Source organism: Pseudomonas sp. NPDC077408, assembly GCF_050269105.1.
Taxonomy (GTDB): Bacteria; Pseudomonadota; Gammaproteobacteria; order Pseudomonadales; family Pseudomonadaceae; genus Stutzerimonas.
This window is the reverse complement of the sequence record NZ_JBNNHS010000003.1, coordinates 650,358-666,620: the sequence shown is the minus strand read 5'-3', so window position 1 is coordinate 666,620 and position 16,263 is coordinate 650,358. Positions and strand designations below refer to the sequence as shown.

At 60.0% G+C, this 16,263-nt stretch carries 18 protein-coding genes and 2 pseudogenes; 13 read left to right on the top strand and 7 right to left on the bottom strand.

All coding sequences use genetic code 11. The features are described from left to right. Positions 1-24 precede the first annotated feature (24 nt). Entirely contained in the window at positions 25-342 is a 318-nt protein-coding gene (locus tag ACQKEK_RS12265; protein WP_128121111.1) for a hypothetical protein, read from the bottom strand. 84 nt (positions 343-426) lie between these two features. Continuing rightward, a complete protein-coding gene (locus tag ACQKEK_RS12260) occupies positions 427-1,020 on the bottom strand; it encodes a cysteine hydrolase family protein (protein WP_499142834.1) in 594 nt (197 codons plus the stop codon). A 188-nt stretch (positions 1,021-1,208) separates the two neighbouring features. Here ACQKEK_RS12260 and prmB point away from each other — a divergent pair, with 188 nt between their 5' ends. Continuing rightward, positions 1,209-2,129: a 50S ribosomal protein L3 N(5)-glutamine methyltransferase gene (prmB, locus tag ACQKEK_RS12255; protein WP_499142832.1), complete on the top strand. Its 921-nt coding sequence runs from the start codon at positions 1,209-1,211 to the stop codon at positions 2,127-2,129. Positions 2,130-2,153: 24 nt separating this feature from the next. Here prmB and ACQKEK_RS12250 read toward each other — a convergent pair whose 3' ends face one another. Both ACQKEK_RS12250 and ACQKEK_RS12245 read right to left on the bottom strand, forming a co-directional pair. After that, positions 2,154-2,942, bottom strand: a complete 789-nt coding sequence (locus tag ACQKEK_RS12250) for a hypothetical protein (protein WP_499142830.1) — start codon at positions 2,940-2,942, stop codon at positions 2,154-2,156. Between the two features lie 64 nt (positions 2,943-3,006). Beyond that, the gene (locus ACQKEK_RS12245) at positions 3,007-3,972 is read right to left on the bottom strand and encodes an alpha/beta hydrolase (protein ID WP_499142828.1); all 966 of its coding nucleotides are present in this window, start codon (positions 3,970-3,972) and stop codon (positions 3,007-3,009) included. Positions 3,973-4,126: 154 nt separating this feature from the next. Here ACQKEK_RS12245 and aroC point away from each other — a divergent pair, with 154 nt between their 5' ends. From aroC to ACQKEK_RS12205, 8 genes and pseudogenes are all read left to right on the top strand, one after another. After that, positions 4,127-5,218: a chorismate synthase gene (gene aroC, locus ACQKEK_RS12240; RefSeq protein ID WP_499142826.1), complete on the top strand. Its 1,092-nt coding sequence runs from the start codon at positions 4,127-4,129 to the stop codon at positions 5,216-5,218. Between the two features lie 90 nt (positions 5,219-5,308). Beyond that, the gene (locus ACQKEK_RS12235) at positions 5,309-6,457 is read left to right on the top strand and encodes an MFS transporter (RefSeq protein ID WP_499142824.1); all 1,149 of its coding nucleotides are present in this window, start codon (positions 5,309-5,311) and stop codon (positions 6,455-6,457) included. Next, positions 6,454-6,699 (top strand): annotated as a pseudogene (locus ACQKEK_RS12230) (class II aldolase/adducin family protein); the annotation flags it as partial. The gene ACQKEK_RS12235 and the pseudogene ACQKEK_RS12230, both read left to right, overlap by 4 nt. Before the next feature lie 81 nt (positions 6,700-6,780). Further along, a complete protein-coding gene (locus ACQKEK_RS12225) occupies positions 6,781-7,329 on the top strand; it encodes a 1,2-dihydroxy-3-keto-5-methylthiopentene dioxygenase (protein ID WP_499142822.1) in 549 nt (182 codons plus the stop codon). Then, positions 7,329-8,012 (top strand): annotated as a pseudogene (gene mtnC / locus ACQKEK_RS12220) (acireductone synthase). Before ACQKEK_RS12225 ends, mtnC begins: the two are co-directional and overlap by 1 nt. 73 nt (positions 8,013-8,085) lie before the next feature. Beyond that, positions 8,086-8,295, top strand: a complete 210-nt coding sequence (locus ACQKEK_RS12215) for a PLD nuclease N-terminal domain-containing protein (RefSeq protein WP_045427813.1) — start codon at positions 8,086-8,088, stop codon at positions 8,293-8,295. Positions 8,296-8,298: 3 nt separating this feature from the next. Next, complete coding sequence (locus ACQKEK_RS12210) at positions 8,299-8,490, top strand: PLDc N-terminal domain-containing protein (RefSeq protein WP_499142820.1); 192 nt, start codon at positions 8,299-8,301, stop codon at positions 8,488-8,490. A gap of 1 nt (position 8,491) precedes the next feature. Then, a complete protein-coding gene (locus tag ACQKEK_RS12205) occupies positions 8,492-9,046 on the top strand; it encodes a histidine phosphatase family protein (RefSeq protein WP_499142819.1) in 555 nt (184 codons plus the stop codon). Here ACQKEK_RS12205 and ACQKEK_RS12200 read toward each other — a convergent pair. Further along, complete coding sequence (locus ACQKEK_RS12200) at positions 9,003-9,935, bottom strand: DNA-3-methyladenine glycosylase family protein (protein WP_499142817.1); 933 nt, start codon at positions 9,933-9,935, stop codon at positions 9,003-9,005. The two genes, ACQKEK_RS12205 and ACQKEK_RS12200, sit on opposite strands and share 44 nt — an antisense overlap. A gap of 156 nt (positions 9,936-10,091) precedes the next feature. On the opposite strand from ACQKEK_RS12200, the gene speE reads away from it, so the two are divergent. Together speE and ACQKEK_RS12190 are read left to right on the top strand one after the other, a co-directional pair. Beyond that, the gene (speE, locus tag ACQKEK_RS12195; RefSeq protein ID WP_499142815.1) at positions 10,092-10,952 is read left to right on the top strand and encodes a polyamine aminopropyltransferase; all 861 of its coding nucleotides are present in this window, start codon (positions 10,092-10,094) and stop codon (positions 10,950-10,952) included. 373 nt (positions 10,953-11,325) lie between these two features. After that, a complete protein-coding gene (locus ACQKEK_RS12190) occupies positions 11,326-11,667 on the top strand; it encodes a ribonuclease E inhibitor RraB (protein ID WP_045427804.1) in 342 nt (113 codons plus the stop codon). Between the two features lie 12 nt (positions 11,668-11,679). On the opposite strand, the gene ACQKEK_RS12185 is transcribed toward ACQKEK_RS12190, so the two are convergent. Continuing rightward, entirely contained in the window at positions 11,680-12,636 is a 957-nt protein-coding gene (locus ACQKEK_RS12185) for a LysR family transcriptional regulator (protein WP_499142813.1), read from the bottom strand. A gap of 101 nt (positions 12,637-12,737) precedes the next feature. On the opposite strand from ACQKEK_RS12185, the gene ACQKEK_RS12180 reads away from it, so the two are divergent. Further along, positions 12,738-13,493: a sulfite exporter TauE/SafE family protein gene (locus ACQKEK_RS12180; protein ID WP_128121124.1), complete on the top strand. Its 756-nt coding sequence runs from the start codon at positions 12,738-12,740 to the stop codon at positions 13,491-13,493. Between the two features lie 21 nt (positions 13,494-13,514). Here ACQKEK_RS12180 and ACQKEK_RS12175 read toward each other — a convergent pair whose 3' ends face one another. Continuing rightward, positions 13,515-14,900, bottom strand: a complete 1,386-nt coding sequence (locus tag ACQKEK_RS12175) for an MATE family efflux transporter (protein WP_499142812.1) — start codon at positions 14,898-14,900, stop codon at positions 13,515-13,517. A gap of 122 nt (positions 14,901-15,022) precedes the next feature. Between ACQKEK_RS12175 and pdxB the strand changes: the two genes are divergently transcribed. Then, the gene (gene pdxB / locus ACQKEK_RS12170) at positions 15,023-16,168 is read left to right on the top strand and encodes a 4-phosphoerythronate dehydrogenase PdxB (RefSeq protein ID WP_499142811.1); all 1,146 of its coding nucleotides are present in this window, start codon (positions 15,023-15,025) and stop codon (positions 16,166-16,168) included. Positions 16,169-16,263 lie beyond the last annotated feature (95 nt).

Here is a 16,263-nt window from a genome sequence, read left to right as displayed (position 1 = left end):
CCGCGCTGGGCAAGCGTGGACAGACTAACGGCGTTTTTTCAGGCGTGGCGAAAAACTCAACCCGCTCGGTGTTTGCATGCGGCGGCGCACACGACGCCGCATGAATATGCCAAGCAGCAACAGGATCAGACCCAAGGTCAATAGCGTCACCGCGGCTTCCTTGTCCAGAGGCATGCTGGCCAAGGCATCGATATCGCTAAACAGTGACGCGACACCAGTACCAATGAAGAGCGCGCCCGCGACGATCAGCAGCAGACCAAGTGCTGCGCCAAGGCGTGAGCCCCAGCTGCGATGTTGGCGAGGGCGGAGACGGCGAGCATCGAATCCATCGGTTCGTTTCATTCCGGTTAGCTCCTCAGGAGCGGCTATCAGGCCGTTGGAAAGCGTAGACGAGGCAGGCTAGACGCTTTTCGGTTCGGTCGCGCCTTATGCCAGTGCCGCGGCATCAGCCACGCAAACAGCGAAGTTGTCCGCGAGAATGGTCATCTCCATGCGATGCACCTCTGCCGCGGCGATCGCGCCGTCTCCCATCGGCAGGTCACGTGTGGCGCAGGCCTGGTCAACCAGTGTACAGCGGTAGCCATAGTCCTTTGCCGCGCGGACCGTGGTGCTCACGCTCGAGTGGGTCATGAATCCACAAACAATGAGGTCGAGGCGGCCGTGCTGCTGCAGCAGCTCATGTAGTTTCGTGCCGGCGAATGCATTAGGCAGCGTCTTGCCGATCACGGTTTCGCCTGGAAGCGGTGCCGCTTCCGGCATGATCTGGCCACGTAATCCTTGGGGGTCGAACAGCCCGCCCGGGATGCCCAGGTGGTGAACATGCACGATGGGTGCGCCAGCCGCGCGGGCGGCGGCCAGCAGCTTGCTGATCTGCTCCAGCGACGAATCCAGATTCGGTAATGCCAGTGTTCCCGTCCGGTATTCTTCCTGAACGTCAATGATGACAAGGGTCGCGTTGGCCAAAGTCGCCGGTGCATAACTGCGGCCACTGAGCTGAAGCATGGTCTGTGGCTTGGACATGACTGACTCCTTGTTCTGAGAGGGGCATGATTGTGGCGCCAGTAGCGCGAGATGTGAACAGCCAATAGGCGATGATTTGGTCATATAGATCGGCATTATGGGCGTTGTGCTATCACGCGGAGCCTCAAAGTTCGCGAAACGAGCTGGGCCATCAGCTAGACTTTCGCCCTTTTTAGAGGAGATGCCCTGTGACTGCTTCGTCGTCCCGTTTGCGCACCTTGCGTGACCATATTCGCTGGGCTGTCAGCCGCTTCCACGCCGAACAGCTGTTCTTCGGCCACGGCACGGACAACGCTTGGGATGAGGCTCGCCAGTTGGTGCTTGGTGCCTTGCACTTGCCGTGGGAGATGGCCGACAGCTACCTCGATTGTCGGCTGGAAGACGATGAACGTGAGCATCTACAGGCTTTGCTGCACCGCCGAATCGAGCAACGCGTGCCAACCGCCTATCTGCTCGGGCAGGCCTGGTTTTGCGGGCTTCCTTTCATCGTGAACGATCACGTACTGATTCCGCGCTCGCCGATTGGCCAATTGATCGAGCGTCGCTTCGAGCCATGGCTGGCGAAGGAGCCCGCACGGATTCTCGACCTATGTGCCGGTTCCGGTTGCATCGGCATTGCCTGCGCCTATGAATTCCTCGATGCCGAAGTGCTGCTGGCCGACTTGTCTTTCGAAGCGCTGGAAGTGGCCAACCGCAACATTGAGCAGCATGGCCTGGACGATCGGGTTTACACCGTACAGGGCGATGGGTTCGATGGGCTGCCCAAGCAGCGCTTCGACCTGATTGTCTCCAATCCACCCTATGTGGACGCTGAAGATTTCGCCGATATGCCTGCCGAGTTCCAGCATGAGCCCGCACTGGGTTTAGCCTGTGGTCACGACGGGTTGAATCTGGTGCGAAGAATACTGGCGGAGGCGGCCGATCACCTGACCGAGACCGGCACCCTCATCGTCGAGGTCGGCAACAGTCAGGTGCATGTCGAAGCGCTTTATCCGGAAGTCGACTTTACCTGGCTCGAGCTCACTGACGGCGGGCATGGTGTTTTTCTGCTCGCGGCCAGTCAGTGCCGGGATCATCAGGCGCTGTTTCGTGAACGGCTTGTGCGGTAGGCGAGGTCGAACGGCCCGGGAGCGTCAGCGGGTTGCGATCCAGATCAGTAGCCCGGCCTGAAACAGGGCGAAGACGATCAGGCAGGCAATGGTGAATCGAAGGGTGCCATCCTCCCGGCGAAGCTTGCTCAAGCGTTCTTGGATATCGCGAATCTGAATTTCCTGCTCGAGCAGATTGCGATCAGCCTGCTCGAGCATCGCCGCGGCCTCTTGCAGTTCGATGACTTGCACCTTTTCGATATTCCAATCAGGCCGCAACGCACTGACACGACTTGCACTGTAGGTCGCCTTGAGCTGCTGGGGCTCGGCATAGAGCACATCGAAACCCTGGCTGAGCAGGCAATGATCGCGCCGCAAGCGTGTGTCCTCGCCGGTTATATCTTTGACCGGCAACGCGCCGCCTTCGACCAGATAATGTGCCCAGCGCTTCTGAGCCCAGGCTGCCCCCTGCGCAAGCAGGAAGCGTCCAAGGCCACGGTTTGCCGGTTCTATATGCAGACCAGAGTCTGGGCCGAAGCGCACTTCTTTGGCTCGGTGGTCGGCCCAGATTTCCAACAGATTGTGCTGTTTAGACAGCACTTGTCCTGGTATCCGTATGAAGAGCTTCAAAAGGCTCTGCTGAGGCGTATGTCGCTCGACCTGGGCCAACTCCACGAACCGTAGCGGGCGGGCCCCGGTGTCGCGGTCAGTGGGCAATGGCGACAGGCGAAGCAGTCGGAAGCGATCCGGGACGAGTTCGGCCCAGGGGTGCGGCTGGGGCACAGAGGGCGTCAGGGCCTCGTTGTCGTTAGGTGCTGTTGTGCTGTCTGTCATCTCGGCGTCCATGGGCCTGTGCGGGTCGTTGCGGCAGGCAAGGAGCGTATCGGCCGATAGCGGGCTAACTGGAGGCTGGCAATATGCCGTGCCCGGACAAGAATCGGCTGATCTGTTCCGTCAGTTCATGAGCGATAGGCAATTCGGGGCTGTTATAGGAGGCCATTTGCCCCCCGCGCTCCGGCGGCGTAATGCGCAATACGTGCCCCATCCCTGATATCAGGGCCAACTCCGCGTCGGCTCTGGCTCGCTTCAGGGCCTGGGCATCTTCGCGCCCGACCTGAATGTCATGAGTGCCCTGGATAATTAACGCCGGTGCTGTGGTGCCCGCAAATGCATTGGCTGGGTCTTGGCGGAACAGCGAGATGAGATAAGGCTGTACGCTCGGGCGGAACAGAATCCGCAATGGGTCGGGCACCTGATCGTGGATTCTTCCTGCCTTGAGCTCATCGATCAGGTAGTACGCGGTTGCCAGCAGCGGCGGCGGCAAGCGGCCCTGGAGTTGCTCGCGCAGCAGCGTGTCGATGGTGCGACCGCTGCCTGCAAGGCTGATCAGTGCAGCGGGTTTAACGGTAGGCTCAGCCAGGCTGGCAATCAATGCACCTTCGCTGTGGCCGACCAGCACGACCGCCGAAAACCGCGGATCGGCTTGCAACAGGCGCGACCAGGCCACTGCATCGGCCACGTAATCCTTCAGATTCAGCTGGCTTTCGTCAGGTGCCAGCGCGCGGCTCTGGCCGACGCCGCGCTTGTCATAACGCACGCTGGCGATGCCGCGTTTGGCCAATGCCTGTGCCAGCCGCTTGAGACTATCGTTGTGGCCCATTGGATTGTTGCCGTCGCGGTCGGTCGGGCCTGAGCCGGCTATCAACAACGCGACCGGCAGGGGGGCATCGGACTTTGGATGCAGCAGGCTGCCATGAAGATGCCCGTCTGGCACCTGCACGGTCATCCTCTGATTCAGCAGCGTCTGGGCTTGGATTAAGGGCGCGAGCATGGTGAGCAACGTGAACACTAAAAGGAAACGCATGGGCAGCAATAAACCATTGACGAAGCGGGGCGGATACGGAGCGAACTGACGGTTGGGCGGGTTGGCAGTATGCGCCACCGCTGTAGGCAGCGAAACCGGCGGCGGCTCGGGTATACTTCCGCCCCCTCTTTAGGTCGATCGCGGAGCGCCCTGCATGTCCGGCAATACTTACGGCAAGCTGTTCACCGTTACCACGGCTGGCGAAAGCCATGGTCCGGCATTGATCGCGATCGTCGACGGCTGTCCGCCGGGCCTGGAGCTGACCGCCGCTGACCTGCAGCGCGACCTTGATCGACGCAAGCCTGGCACCAGCAGACATACCACCCAGCGCCAGGAAGCGGATGAGGTTGAAATCCTTTCCGGCGTATTCGAAGGCCGTACGACCGGCTGCCCCATTGGTTTGCTGATCCGTAACACGGACCAGAAATCCAAGGACTATTCGGCTATCAAGGACCAGTTCCGTCCCGCTCATGCCGACTACAGCTATCACCACAAGTACGGTCTGCGTGACTATCGCGGCGGTGGTCGTAGCTCAGCCCGCGAAACCGCCATGCGCGTCGCTGCCGGCGCCATCGCCAAGAAATACCTGGCGACGCTAGGCATACAGGTGCGCGGCTACATGAGCCAGCTGGGTCCGATAGAAATTCCATTCAAGACCTGGGAAAGCGTTGAGCAGAACGCGTTTTTCAGTCCGGACCCGGACAAGGTGCCCGAGCTGGAAGCGTATATGGATCAGTTGCGTCGTGATCAGGATTCGGTTGGTGCCAAAATTAGTGTCGTCGCCGAAGGCGTTCCTCCAGGGCTTGGCGAGCCGATTTTTGACCGTCTCGACGCTGAACTGGCCCATGCCCTGATGAGCATCAATGCGGTGAAGGGCGTTGAAATCGGTGCCGGCTTCGCCAGCGTCGCCCAGCGTGGCACCGAGCACCGTGACGAGATGACGCCGGACGGTTTCCTTTCCAATAATGCAGGTGGCGTTCTGGGCGGCGTTTCGTCCGGCCAACCGATCATCGCGCATCTGGCGCTCAAGCCGACGTCCAGTATCACCACGCCGGGCCGCTCGATCGACGTCGACGGCAATCCCGTGGATGTCATCACTAAAGGTCGTCACGACCCCTGCGTGGGTATCCGTGCGACGCCGATTGCCGAAGCGATGATGGCCATCGTTTTGCTGGATCATCTGTTGCGCCATCGGGGGCAGAATGCCGATGTGCTGGTGGGTACGCCGGTGTTGGGGCAGCTCTAAGCCTGCGGCTGGGAGCCTGAAGCCGGAGATCGAGCAAACCGCTCATTCCTGCCTCTAGTCGCTTAGCTTCCAGCTACTGGCTTTTCGCTTATGGCAGCTTTAATTCCCTACTGGCGCCTGTCCGGTTTCTACTTTTTCTACTTTGCGCTGCTCGGCTCGGCGGCGCCGTTTCTCGGCCTCTATTTCGACCATCTTGGCTTCACTGCCGAGCGCATTGGAGAGCTGGTGGCCATTCCCATGCTGATGCGCTGCCTGGCACCGAACCTGTGGGGTTGGCTGGGCGATGTCACAGGCCGGCGTCTGACGATTGTGCGTATTGGTGCGGTCTGTACGCTGATTTCATTCAGTTTGATCTTCTACAGTAAAAGTTACGCCTGGCTGGCGTTGGTGATGGCGCTGCATGCGTTCTTCTGGCATGCGGTGTTACCACAGTTCGAGGTCATCACCCTGGCGCACCTGCACGAACAAGCGTCTCGCTATAGTCAGGTTCGCCTATGGGGCAGCATCGGTTTCATCGCGGCGGTGGTGGGACTTGGGGCGCTGTTCGAGCATCTGAGTCTCGACATTTATCCTGTGGCGGTGCTGACAGTCATGGTCGGGATCGTGACTAGCAGCGTATGGGTGCCCAACGCGGTGCCGGCGGAGCGTCCTGAGCCGGAGGGGCAGGGTGGTTTTTTTCGTCAGCTATGCCGTCCGGGTGTATTGGCATTCTTCGTGTGCGTCGGTCTGATGCAGGTCAGTCATGGCCCGTACTACACTTTTTTCACCATTCATCTCGAAACGCTCGGCTATGGCCGTGGCACCATCGGCCTGCTTTGGGCGCTCGGGGTTGTGGCGGAAATCCTGATCTTCCTGGTGATGGCTTCGCTGCTGGCGCGCTTTTCGTTGCGCCAGGTTCTGGCCGCTAGCTTTCTACTGGCCGCGCTACGCTGGTTGCTGCTGGGTACGCTGGCCGATCATTTTGGCGTGCTGTTGATTGCGCAACTGATGCATGCGGCCACATTCGGCAGCTTTCACGCAGCGGCGATTCATTTCGTCCAGCGCAGCTTCGGCCACCGCCAGCAAGGGCAGGGGCAGGCGCTCTATGCGACCCTTGCAGGGGTTGGCGGAGCGTTGGGTGCGCTTTACTCCGGCTACAGCTGGGCCAGTCTCGGCCCTTTATGGACGTTCGCCATCGCCAGCCTGGCCTCGCTGGCCGCAGCCGTTATCATCGCTATCCCAAGCAAGAACTCGGCATGACTGCTATCCGTGACGACCTGGCGCAGGCCATTATCGAAGCTGGCCAGTTTCTTTATAGCCGCGGTTGGTCGCCGGCCACCAGCAGCAACTATTCGGCCCGCCTGACGAGCGCTGAAGTGCTAGTGACGGCCTCCGGCAAACACAAGGGACAACTGACCGCGGATGATCTGCTGGCGGTGGATATGAATGGTCTTAGCCTGGAACTGGGCAAGAATCCTTCCGCCGAGACCCTGCTGCAAAGCCTGTAGCGGGAAATCTATACGCGCCACCTGGCCGACTATATTACAACCCCGGGGCAGCTATCCCGGCCGGAGACATACAGTATGAGCATTCTCAGCGTTTATCAGGACACTGCGCCCGAGCAGCCACTCAAAGTGCTCACTCATATAGAAGACATCGCCACCACGCTGGCCGACGTGGGTGTGCGCCTGGAACGCTGGGAAGCCAGCGCGCCCATTCGCGCCGGCGCAAGTTCAGAGGAGGTGATTGCCGCCTACCGTCCGCAGATCGATCGACTGATGAGCGAACGCGGTTACGTCACGGTCGACGTGATCAGCCTGACCCGCGACCATCCACAGAAGGCAGAGCTTCGCGCCAAGTTTCTTGAAGAGCACCAGCACGCTGAGGACGAGGTGCGTTTCTTTGTTGTCGGCCGCGGGTTGTTCACGCTGCATATCGAGGACAGGGTGTATGCCGTGCTTTGCGAGAAGAACGACCTGCTCTCGGTGCCTGCCGGAACCCGGCATTGGTTCGATATGGGTGAGGACCCTCACTTCGTTGCCATTCGCCTATTCAACAATCCAGAAGGCTGGGTCGCGCAATTCACTGGGGCAGATATCGCCAGCCGTTTCCCGCGCCTGGAGGATTTCTGATCCCGGTCAAAGCCATCCTTACGGATATCGAAGGCACCACCAGCGCAGTGAGTTTCGTCTTCGACGTACTGTTTCCTTATGCCCGCGAGCACTTGCCAGATTTCGTGCGCAACCGTGCCACTGAGCCGGCGCTGGCAGAACAGATCGAGGCGGTACGCGGTGAGAGCGGCGAGCCGGATGCGAATATCGAGCGCATTGTCGAGATTCTGCTGGGTTGGATGGCCGACGATCGAAAGGCTACGCCGCTAAAGGCACTGCAAGGCATGGTCTGAGCCGATGGCTACCGCGCTGGAAAGCTCAAGGGACACGTCTATCCGGATGCGGTGAACAGCCTGCGTCGTTGGCATGATCAGGGCTTCGCGCTCTACGTCTATTCCTCCGGGTCGGTACAGGCACAGAAGCTGATTTTCGGGTGCGCTGAGGTGGGCGACCTGACACTGCTGTTTTCCAGCTATTTCGATACCGGTAGCGGGCATAAGCGCGAGCTTGAATCCTACGTGCGGATTGCCGGGTCGATCGGCTTGCCACCCGACGAGATTCTCTTTCTTTCCGATGTCGTGGAAGAGCTGGACGCCGCGCAGCTGGCGGGCATGCGCACCTGCGGCCTGATACGCGAGGGTGGCGAGCTGGCTGGTCATCCTGCGGTCGCCAGCTTCGACGCGATTGATCCGCGCCGTTACTGAGCTGATCGCATACTGAACCCTCAAACCAGCTAGGCATCCTAATTACGAACTCACCGTAATTTGGAGTCTTGTCATGACCGATGCCTTCGGCGGTATTTTTGGCCTGCTTATCCTGGCACTGGATATCTGGGCAATCATCAGTGTGGTGCGTAGCGACAGCAGTACTGGCAAAAAGGCTCTCTGGGTATTGCTGATCGTTATCCTGCCGGTGTTGGGCCTGATCATCTGGGGCATCATGGGGCCGCGTGGCAATCGGCCAGATGAGCGCAACCTAAGGCCCTAATGCGTGGAAGCCTGGAGCACACTGCTAGCCTTGATCGTGCTGGTGGCCGATATTGTGGCCATCGTGCAAATCTGGCGAAGTCGGATCGAGGTCGGTCGCAAAACCATCTGGAGCCTTGTTGTCGTGCTGTTACCGGTCGTCGGGCTAATCATGTGGTTGGTTGCCGCTGGACATTTCGGCAAGGTCAGGTTGTGAATTGCGCATAGCGATTCTGGTCGCGTTGCTGCTGTCAACGGGCAGCGCCTGGGCTGGTGAAGAGGCGGCTTGGGCGGCGATGCGTGAGGGGCGCGCTGTATTGCTCATGCGTCACGCTTCGGCGCCCGGAACAGGCGATCCGCCGGGCTTCGTGCTGGAGGACTGCGCAACTCAGCGCAATCTTGACGAAGCCGGACGGTTGCAGGCACAGCGATGGGGCGCTTTGCTCCGCAAGAAGGGTATTGATGAGCCGAGGCTGCTCAGCAGTCGCTGGTGCCGGGACCTAGAGACGGCTGAGCTGCTGGGGCTTGCTCCGGTAGAACCTTTGCCAATGCTGGACTCGTTCTTCGTCCAGCCCGACAGGAAAAGCCAGCAGACCGAAGCTTTGCGAGAATTCCTCGGCACATTGCCAGCGACACCACCCGTCGTGCTCATCAGTCATCAAGTCAACATCACTGCACTAACTGGAATATTTCCACGCTCCGGAGAGGCTTTGATCTTGGCGTTGCCCCTCAAGGACCGGCCGCAGGTGCTGACGAGGATTCCCCCGCCTTAGCCTGCAATGAGGAGATCCCGTAGTTATTCCAGATGTACACGGCAGCGTAGGCTCGCCAAGGGCGCCACGTGTGCGATCGGGCACGTAACTCCCGCGGAGTGAGGCCGTTGCGGCCCCATAACGGAGCCTTCAGCAGCCCTAGGTCGGCGGCTGGAAAGGCATCTGCTTCGCCGAATCCTCGTAACGCAATGTACTCCGCGGTCCATGGGCCAATGCCGGGAAGCTCGCAAAGACGCCTGACCAGTGCGTCCGAACCATCTTCGATATGCAACTCAAGCGCGCCGTTAGCTACAGCGGCGGACAATCGCTGCAGTGCTGCCACCCGCTTGCCGGGCATACCAATGCTGTCCAGTGCCGCGCTGGCTAGCGTTTCAGGACGGGGAAACAGCTTGGTTAAGCCATCCGTTCTGCTTGCGGACCGGCAAAGCCATTGTTCGCCAAGCCGTTCGACCAGCCGCCGCGTAATGGTTACCGCCGCCTTCACGCTGACCTGCTGACCTACGATCGCCCGCACGGCTTGCTCGAACGGATCGAAGGCGCTCGGCAAGCGCAGCCCTGGAGTGGCAGCGACTAGAGGTCCGATGTGAGGGTCTGCAGCAAAATGCCGAGCTATGACTGTCGGATCGGTGTCGAGGTCGAACATCTTCCTAACACGCATCACCAACGCCACGGTGTGTTCGGCTAGTGAATCGCTCAGGGTCAGTTCAAGAGCGGGCTGTGTCGCGAGCGGCTGTACGCTGATCCATCCGACATCGTCACCGACACGCACGGTACGGGAGTAGCGCTCGGGCTCCAGCGCCTCGAGGCCAGGTAGCAATCGCAGCGCAAAATGCTGGTGAAACTGAGGCCAGTTCCATGGGGCAACGTAAGGAAGGCGGATTACGATCATCGTTAGACGATAGCCAGCGCTGATGGCGTTGTCTTCACCAAACGGGCTTTGGGAGCGGATGGTTCCTCCTGTCATAAGACCAAAGTAGAATGCTGCTCTTTGTCAGCTGGACAGCCTTCGGGCCTGTCTGTTAAGCCATCCATCAGGGAGACACCCATGAGTGACTATCAGGAAACTCTCTACGAGGGCTACGGCCAGCGCTTCAGGATCGACAAGATGCTGCATGAGGTGCGCACCGAGCATCAGCACCTGGTCATATTCGAGAATGCCCGCATGGGGCGCGTGATGGCACTTGACGGGGTTATTCAGACCACCGAGGCAGACGAATTCATCTACCACGAAATGCTCACGCATGTCCCGATTCTGGCTCATGGCTTGGCGCGGCGAGTCCTGATCATCGGGGGCGGTGACGGTGGCATGCTGCGTGAAGTGAGCAAGCACCGCGATGTCGAGTGCATCACCCTGGTCGAAATCGACCGCACCGTGGTGGAGACATGCAAGGAATTTCTACCGGAGCATTCGAAGGGGGCGTTCGCCGATCCGCGGCTGAATCTGGTGATCGACGACGGCATGCGTTTCGTGGCAACCACTGACGAGAAGTTTGACGTGATCATCTCCGACTCGACCGACCCCATTGGGCCGGGCGAGGCTCTGTTCTCGGAAAACTTCTATCAGGCGTGCCGTCGCTGCCTCAACGATGGCGGCATTCTGGTCGCGCAGAATGGCACACCCTTCATGCAGCTGGCCGAAGTCCAGACCACTGCCAAGCGGATGACCGGCTTGTTTCCCGACTGGCATTTCTACCAGGCGGCTGTCCCTACCTATATCGGTGGGGCCATGACATTCGCTTGGGGTGCATGTGATTCCGACAGCCGCAAGCTGACGTTGGAAACTTTGTGTCAGCGTTTCGCTGGTAGCGGAATCGTGACTCGTTATTACAACCCGCACATTCATATCGGCGCGTTCGCGCTGCCTCAGTACGTGTTGCAGGCGATCAGCAAGCCCAGCAACGGCTAGTTCGATCCGCGCGCTGCGACGCGTTGCAGCGCGCGGATCGGTCTAGTCAGTCACGTCGTGATCGCTTCGTTTCACCGTCCCCGTTGCGGACGCGGTTTATACGTCGTATGTTCCAAGGGCAGCTGCATGCACTGAAGTGTTCAGAGCATCGGCTGCTGCCGTGTGTCTGGCTGAGGTTACGGTCACAGGCGTCCGATCGATGATCGGTCGAACTCCGAGGCCTCGGTGAGGCCTATTGGAAACACCGCACGGTTTCTCTTATCCGATAACCAGGCAACTTACGGCCGACACTGTCCGGTCGCATCCGCAACGAGGTAGAGAAAGGCTTTTCCATTCCTGAAATCGTCATCCATGAGTGAGAGGAGGTTGTTTTATGAGTGCCACCTTCCATGAGGATGTAAGCAGCAACGTACTTCTTAGGATGAAGGAGGGCGGTTTCGACTTTGCCCGCGTCCATCCGATCGAGTTCTACGCTGTGTTTCCCGATCGTGAACGTGCCTGCGCGGCCGCCAGCAATTTCCGCGGTGAATGCGTCAATACCCAGATAGCGCCCCGCGACGATGGGGCCTGGGACCTGCAGGTCAGCAAAGTGATGTATGCCACCTTCGATGGTATCGGTGACTTCGAGCAGGATCTGGAGGACCTGGTCGAGCCGCTGGGCGGTGTGCTCGATGGTTGGGGCGTTACCCAGGAACTTTCTGGTTGCGCTGTCTGATTGCCATTGCTTTCAAGCAAAGACGAGTCCGCTTTGCAGTGCCTGGTCCCAGGGTGGGATCGGGCCAAAGCGGCTCTTTAAAAACTCCAGCAGCAAACGGCTCCGAGAATCCGCTTCCCGTGTCAGGCGCAACGCATAAATCCCGCTAGGTTCTGGTTCCGGCAGGCCGCGATCACAGAACAAGGGCAGCAGATCGCCCCGCAGTAGCTGGTCGCTGATCAGCCAGGTCGGTAGGTGGGCGATGCCCAGTCCCGCCAGAGTGGCGGTCAGCAAGGCTTCCGCATTATTCGCGACCATCCGCAGCCGCTTTGGCTTCAACAACTTTCGTTTGCCCTCATGTTCGAATCGCCATGCATGGGGTGGAGCCAGAGCATCCCAGTCCACCCCATCATGCTCCGGCAGTTCTGCGACTGTTTGCGGTACGCCTCGGCGTTTCAGGTAGGCAGGGCTGGCGCACGCGATGCGCATCATCGGGGCTAGCGGCGTTGCAACGAGGCGCGTATCGGCCAGCGGGCCGATACGTAGCACCAGATCGACATCACCGAGATGCTCGCCTTGCATATCGATAAAGCTGTCGATCAGGCGCAGCTGAATATCGACCCCCGGGTAGGCCAAAAGAAACTCAGCCAATGCTGGCGCTAAGTGTCTGCGTCCGAAGGGTGCGGGCGCATCGATACGGATACGGCCTTCCGGTGCGCTTTGTAGCGAAGTCATCTCGGCTCGTGCGAGTTGGAGTTCCTGAACGATCCGTCGGGCACGTTCGGCAAATGCCTGGCCGGCAGCTGTGGGCTTGACTGCATGGCTGCTGCGGCTGACCAGCTGGCAACCCAGCGAACGCTCCAAAGCGTCTATGCGTCGTGCAACGGATGAGGGTGCGAGTGCGCGCAGGCGACCCGCCGCTGAGAAGCTGCCGGTATCGATCACATCGATAAAAATCTTGAACTGATCGGTAAGCGCGTTGGTGTCCATGGTTCGCTTTGCTATGCGGAATACGCAAAGCCATTGTGCATGCTTGTGCATATCCGTACCAGAGACCGCTTAGTAGCATTGCAGCTTTCGCTGGAGGCGTTATGGACCTGGTCGGATTCGTGTTGAATGTGGTGCTGGGTTTGGCGCTGGGAACGCTGGGTGGCCTGTTTGGTATCGGCGGTGGGCTGATCGCGATTCCGGTATTGGGTGTGATGTTCGATCTGGACCAGCAGGTCGCTCAGGGCACAGCCCTGGTCATGGTTGTGCCCAATGTGCTGCTCGCGATCTGGCGTTACCATCAGCGCAATCGCATCGACCTGCGCCACGCGGCAGCCTTAGGCATCGCCAGCTTCTGCTTCGCCATCGCCGGTGCAGCAGTTGCGGTATCGCTCGACGCTGGGCGCATGCGTATCGCCTTTGTCGGTTTCCTCGTCGCTTTGGCTGTCTACACTTTGTCGCGGGTGTTCTTCCGGCCACCGTCCGGTGGGACCGAGTTGCGCCATCCTTGGCCGTGGTTAGGCGTGCTGGGTGCTGGCGCGGGTGCGCTGGGCGGTTTGTTTGGCGTGGGTGGCGCAGTGCTTGCCACGCCGGTGCTCACAGCAGTGTTCGGGACATCGCAGGTCGTGGCGCAGGGCCTATCGTTGTCACTGGCGGCACCAAGCACCGCTGTTACGCTGGTCACTTATGCCACACATGACCAGGTGAACTGGATGCTTGGTTTGCCGCTTGCCATAGGAGGGCTATTGAGCATCAGCCTCGGCGTGAAGTTGGCGCACGCGCTACCGGAGCGGCTATTGCGCCTTATGTTCAGCGGGTTTCTGCTGTTGAGTGCCGTCCTGCTGGCCTTCGAAGTCTGAACAGCCCGCACCGAGCCAGCCCTAGACTGCGACTGGTCTCGCACGGCGTATTTCACGTCGTGCACTGCGCACCAGTCGTATAGTCAGCAGGATCGCGGCGCAGCTCAGACCCGCAATCAAGCCCTGCCAGAGCCCTGCCGGCCCGCTGGGTTCACCGAATCTGTCAGTCAGGCCGAGCACATAGCCCACCGGCAGGCCGATCCCCCAGTAGGCGAAAAGCGTGAATATCATCGTCATGCGCGTGTCTTGGTAGCCGCGCAGCGCGCCTGCCGCCGTTACTTGCACCACGTCCGAAAACTGAAACAGTGCAGCGTAGAAGAACAGGCTGGCGGCCACTGCAATCACAGCCGGATCCGGTGTGTAGATACGTGCGATCTGCTCGCTGAACAACAGCATGCTACCCGCCGAGAAGCAGGCATAGACCAGGCTCGATATGACGCCCAAGCCAGCAACGAAGCGTGCATCCCGTGGTGCGCCTCGTCCCAGCGCCTGACCGATGCGGATGGTAATGGCCATGCCCAGCGAAAGCGGAATCATGAAAATCAGCGACGTAAAATTGAGTGCGATCTGGTGTCCGGCGACCACGGTCGCCCCGAGGCCGCCGATCAGCAGGGCGATGACCGAAAAGATGCTGGCTTCGGCAAACACCGCAACCCCGATCGGCACGCCAACCGAAAGCAGGCGGCTCAGCACCGACCATTTCGGCCAATCGAAATGAGTAAACAGCTGGCTTGGTTGGTAGTACTCGGCGCGGCGTACCCAGAACAGCATTGCCAGTAGCATGAAAGCCATGACCAGCGCGGTAGCCCAACCACAGCCGACCCCGCCCATGGCTGGCAGGCCCAACTTGCCGTAGATGAAAATGTAATTCAGCGGAATGTTCAGCATCAGCGCGAGAATGCCCACCACCATGCTGGGCCGGGTGTGGCCGAGCCCATCGCTGTAACAACGCAACACTTGATACAGCGCCACCGCTGGAAAGCCGCAGGCAACCGCTCGTAAATAGGCCATCGTCGGGTCAATCAGTGCCGGTTCGACTTCCATCAGATGCAGCACCGGCTCGGCGTTCCACATCAGCAGGGCGAATAGCGAGCCTACACCGAGTCCCATCCACAAGGCCTGGCGCACCAGCGGTCCAATTCGTTCGTGTTGGTCACGGCCGAAGTGTTGAGCAACGTTGGGCGTGGTCGCCAGGATGACGCCCGTTACGAGAAGAAAAACCGGTACCCAGATGGAATTCCCTAACGCCACCGCTGCGAGGTCTGCCGGGCTGACGCGGCCGGCCATCAAGGTGTCGACAAAGCCCATGGCGGTGTTCGCCAGTTGAGCAATCATCATAGGCAGGGCGAGGGCGAAGAGGGTGCGCAGTTCAACGCGAACCCGTCTGAGTCTCAGCTCAGTGGGCATTGCAGATTATCCGGATTGTATACAGAAGCCGCCTAGTCTACGCCGCGAGTCGCATGCACGGGAAGGCGGCAGAGCGCCCCGGCGCGGTCTAGAATGGGAAATCAAAGACGGAGCCCCCCCCAATGCGCATCCTTGCCGATGAAAACATTCCTCTGGTTGACGCTTTCTTCGCTGAGTTCGGCGAGATACGCCGTATGCCTGGGAGAAGTATCAACCGGGCCGCGCTCGAGCAGGCCGACGTGCTTTTGGTTCGATCTGTCACCCGGGTCGATCGCGAGTTGCTCGAGGGAAGTGCTGTGCGTTTCGTGGGTACTTGTACGATCGGAACCGACCACCTCGACATTGATTATTTCGAGGAGGTGGGGATCAGTTGGGCTAGTGCGCCGGGCTGCAACGCTCGCGGCGTCGTTGATTACGTGCTCGGCAGCCTTCTGGCCTTGGCCGAAGGTGAGGGCGCCGAGCTGGAAGGTCGCCGTTATGGCGTGATCGGCGCTGGGGAAGTGGGCGGCAGGCTGGTAGAGGTTCTGCGCGGGCTGGGTTGGGACGTGCGTGTCTGCGATCCGCCGCGCCAGGCACGTGAAGTGGGCGAGTTCGTCACCCTGGAGGAAATACTCGCTGAGTGCGATGTCATCAGCGTGCACACGCCGTTGACGCTGGACGGCGAACATTCGACGTTTCACTTGTTGGATCAGTCTCGCCTGGAGCAGCTGCGCCCAGGCGCCTGGCTGATCAATGCCGCCCGTGGCGCGGTTGTCGACAATGCCGCCTTGCGCGAACAGCTGGCCAGGCGGACAGACATCCAGGCGGTGCTCGATGTCTGGGAGGGTGAGCCTCAGGTCGATGTCGAATTGGCCGAGCTGTGTTGGATCGCAACCCCCCACATCGCCGGTTATAGCCTGGATGGGAAGTTGCGCGGAACGGAGCAGATCTATCTGGCGTTTTGTGCGAGCAGAGGTTTGGAGCCAACGGTTGAACTGGCGGAACTAATGCCGCCAGCGCCGCTGCGAGGGCTTGCCTTCGATGCTTCGACTAAGCCTGGCGACCTGTTGGAGATAATCTGTCGGTCCGTGTATGACCCGCGACGTGACGACGCTGCATTTCGTCGCAACCTGGGCACTGACGAGGCCCAGCGCCGCGTCGGCTTCGACCAGTTGCGAAAGCAATACCCACCCCGTCGGGAAATAGACAGCTTGCAGATCGAGATCACCGGCGGCCAGCCGCAGCTGGAACAGATCGTGCGAGCCCTGGGGGCAACTGTTAAGCGCTGACCGGGCGTTTGCCATAACAAGCTGTGTCCGTCATGCAGGCGTCAGGCTGGATGCAATTTGCAGCCTGCTCCGCTAGCATTACCCGTCCTCTGCTT

Bases quoted from the DNA above. Each gene is read 5' to 3' on its own strand.
- ACQKEK_RS12215 (WP_045427813.1), top strand. From the start codon at position 8,086: ATGACCGATGCCTTCGGCGGTATTTTTGGCCTGCTTATCCTGGCACTG.
- speE (WP_499142815.1), top strand. From the start codon at position 10,092: ATGAGTGACTATCAGGAAACTCTCTACGAGGGCTACGGCCAGCGCTTC.
- ACQKEK_RS12260 (WP_499142834.1), bottom strand. From the start codon at position 1,020: ATGTCCAAGCCACAGACCATGCTTCAGCTCAGTGGCCGCAGTTATGCA.
- ACQKEK_RS12180 (WP_128121124.1), top strand. From the start codon at position 12,738: ATGGACCTGGTCGGATTCGTGTTGAATGTGGTGCTGGGTTTGGCGCTG.
- pdxB (WP_499142811.1), top strand. From the start codon at position 15,023: ATGCGCATCCTTGCCGATGAAAACATTCCTCTGGTTGACGCTTTCTTC.
- ACQKEK_RS12190 (WP_045427804.1), top strand. From the start codon at position 11,326: ATGAGTGCCACCTTCCATGAGGATGTAAGCAGCAACGTACTTCTTAGG.
- ACQKEK_RS12175 (WP_499142812.1), bottom strand. From the start codon at position 14,900: ATGCCCACTGAGCTGAGACTCAGACGGGTTCGCGTTGAACTGCGCACC.
- ACQKEK_RS12225 (WP_499142822.1), top strand. From the start codon at position 6,781: ATGAGCATTCTCAGCGTTTATCAGGACACTGCGCCCGAGCAGCCACTC.
- ACQKEK_RS12250 (WP_499142830.1), bottom strand. From the start codon at position 2,942: ATGACAGACAGCACAACAGCACCTAACGACAACGAGGCCCTGACGCCC.
- ACQKEK_RS12235 (WP_499142824.1), top strand. From the start codon at position 5,309: ATGGCAGCTTTAATTCCCTACTGGCGCCTGTCCGGTTTCTACTTTTTC.
- ACQKEK_RS12245 (WP_499142828.1), bottom strand. From the start codon at position 3,972: ATGCGTTTCCTTTTAGTGTTCACGTTGCTCACCATGCTCGCGCCCTTA.
- ACQKEK_RS12200 (WP_499142817.1), bottom strand. From the start codon at position 9,935: ATGATCGTAATCCGCCTTCCTTACGTTGCCCCATGGAACTGGCCTCAG.
- aroC (WP_499142826.1), top strand. From the start codon at position 4,127: ATGTCCGGCAATACTTACGGCAAGCTGTTCACCGTTACCACGGCTGGC.
- ACQKEK_RS12265 (WP_128121111.1), bottom strand. From the start codon at position 342: ATGAAACGAACCGATGGATTCGATGCTCGCCGTCTCCGCCCTCGCCAA.
- ACQKEK_RS12185 (WP_499142813.1), bottom strand. From the start codon at position 12,636: ATGGACACCAACGCGCTTACCGATCAGTTCAAGATTTTTATCGATGTG.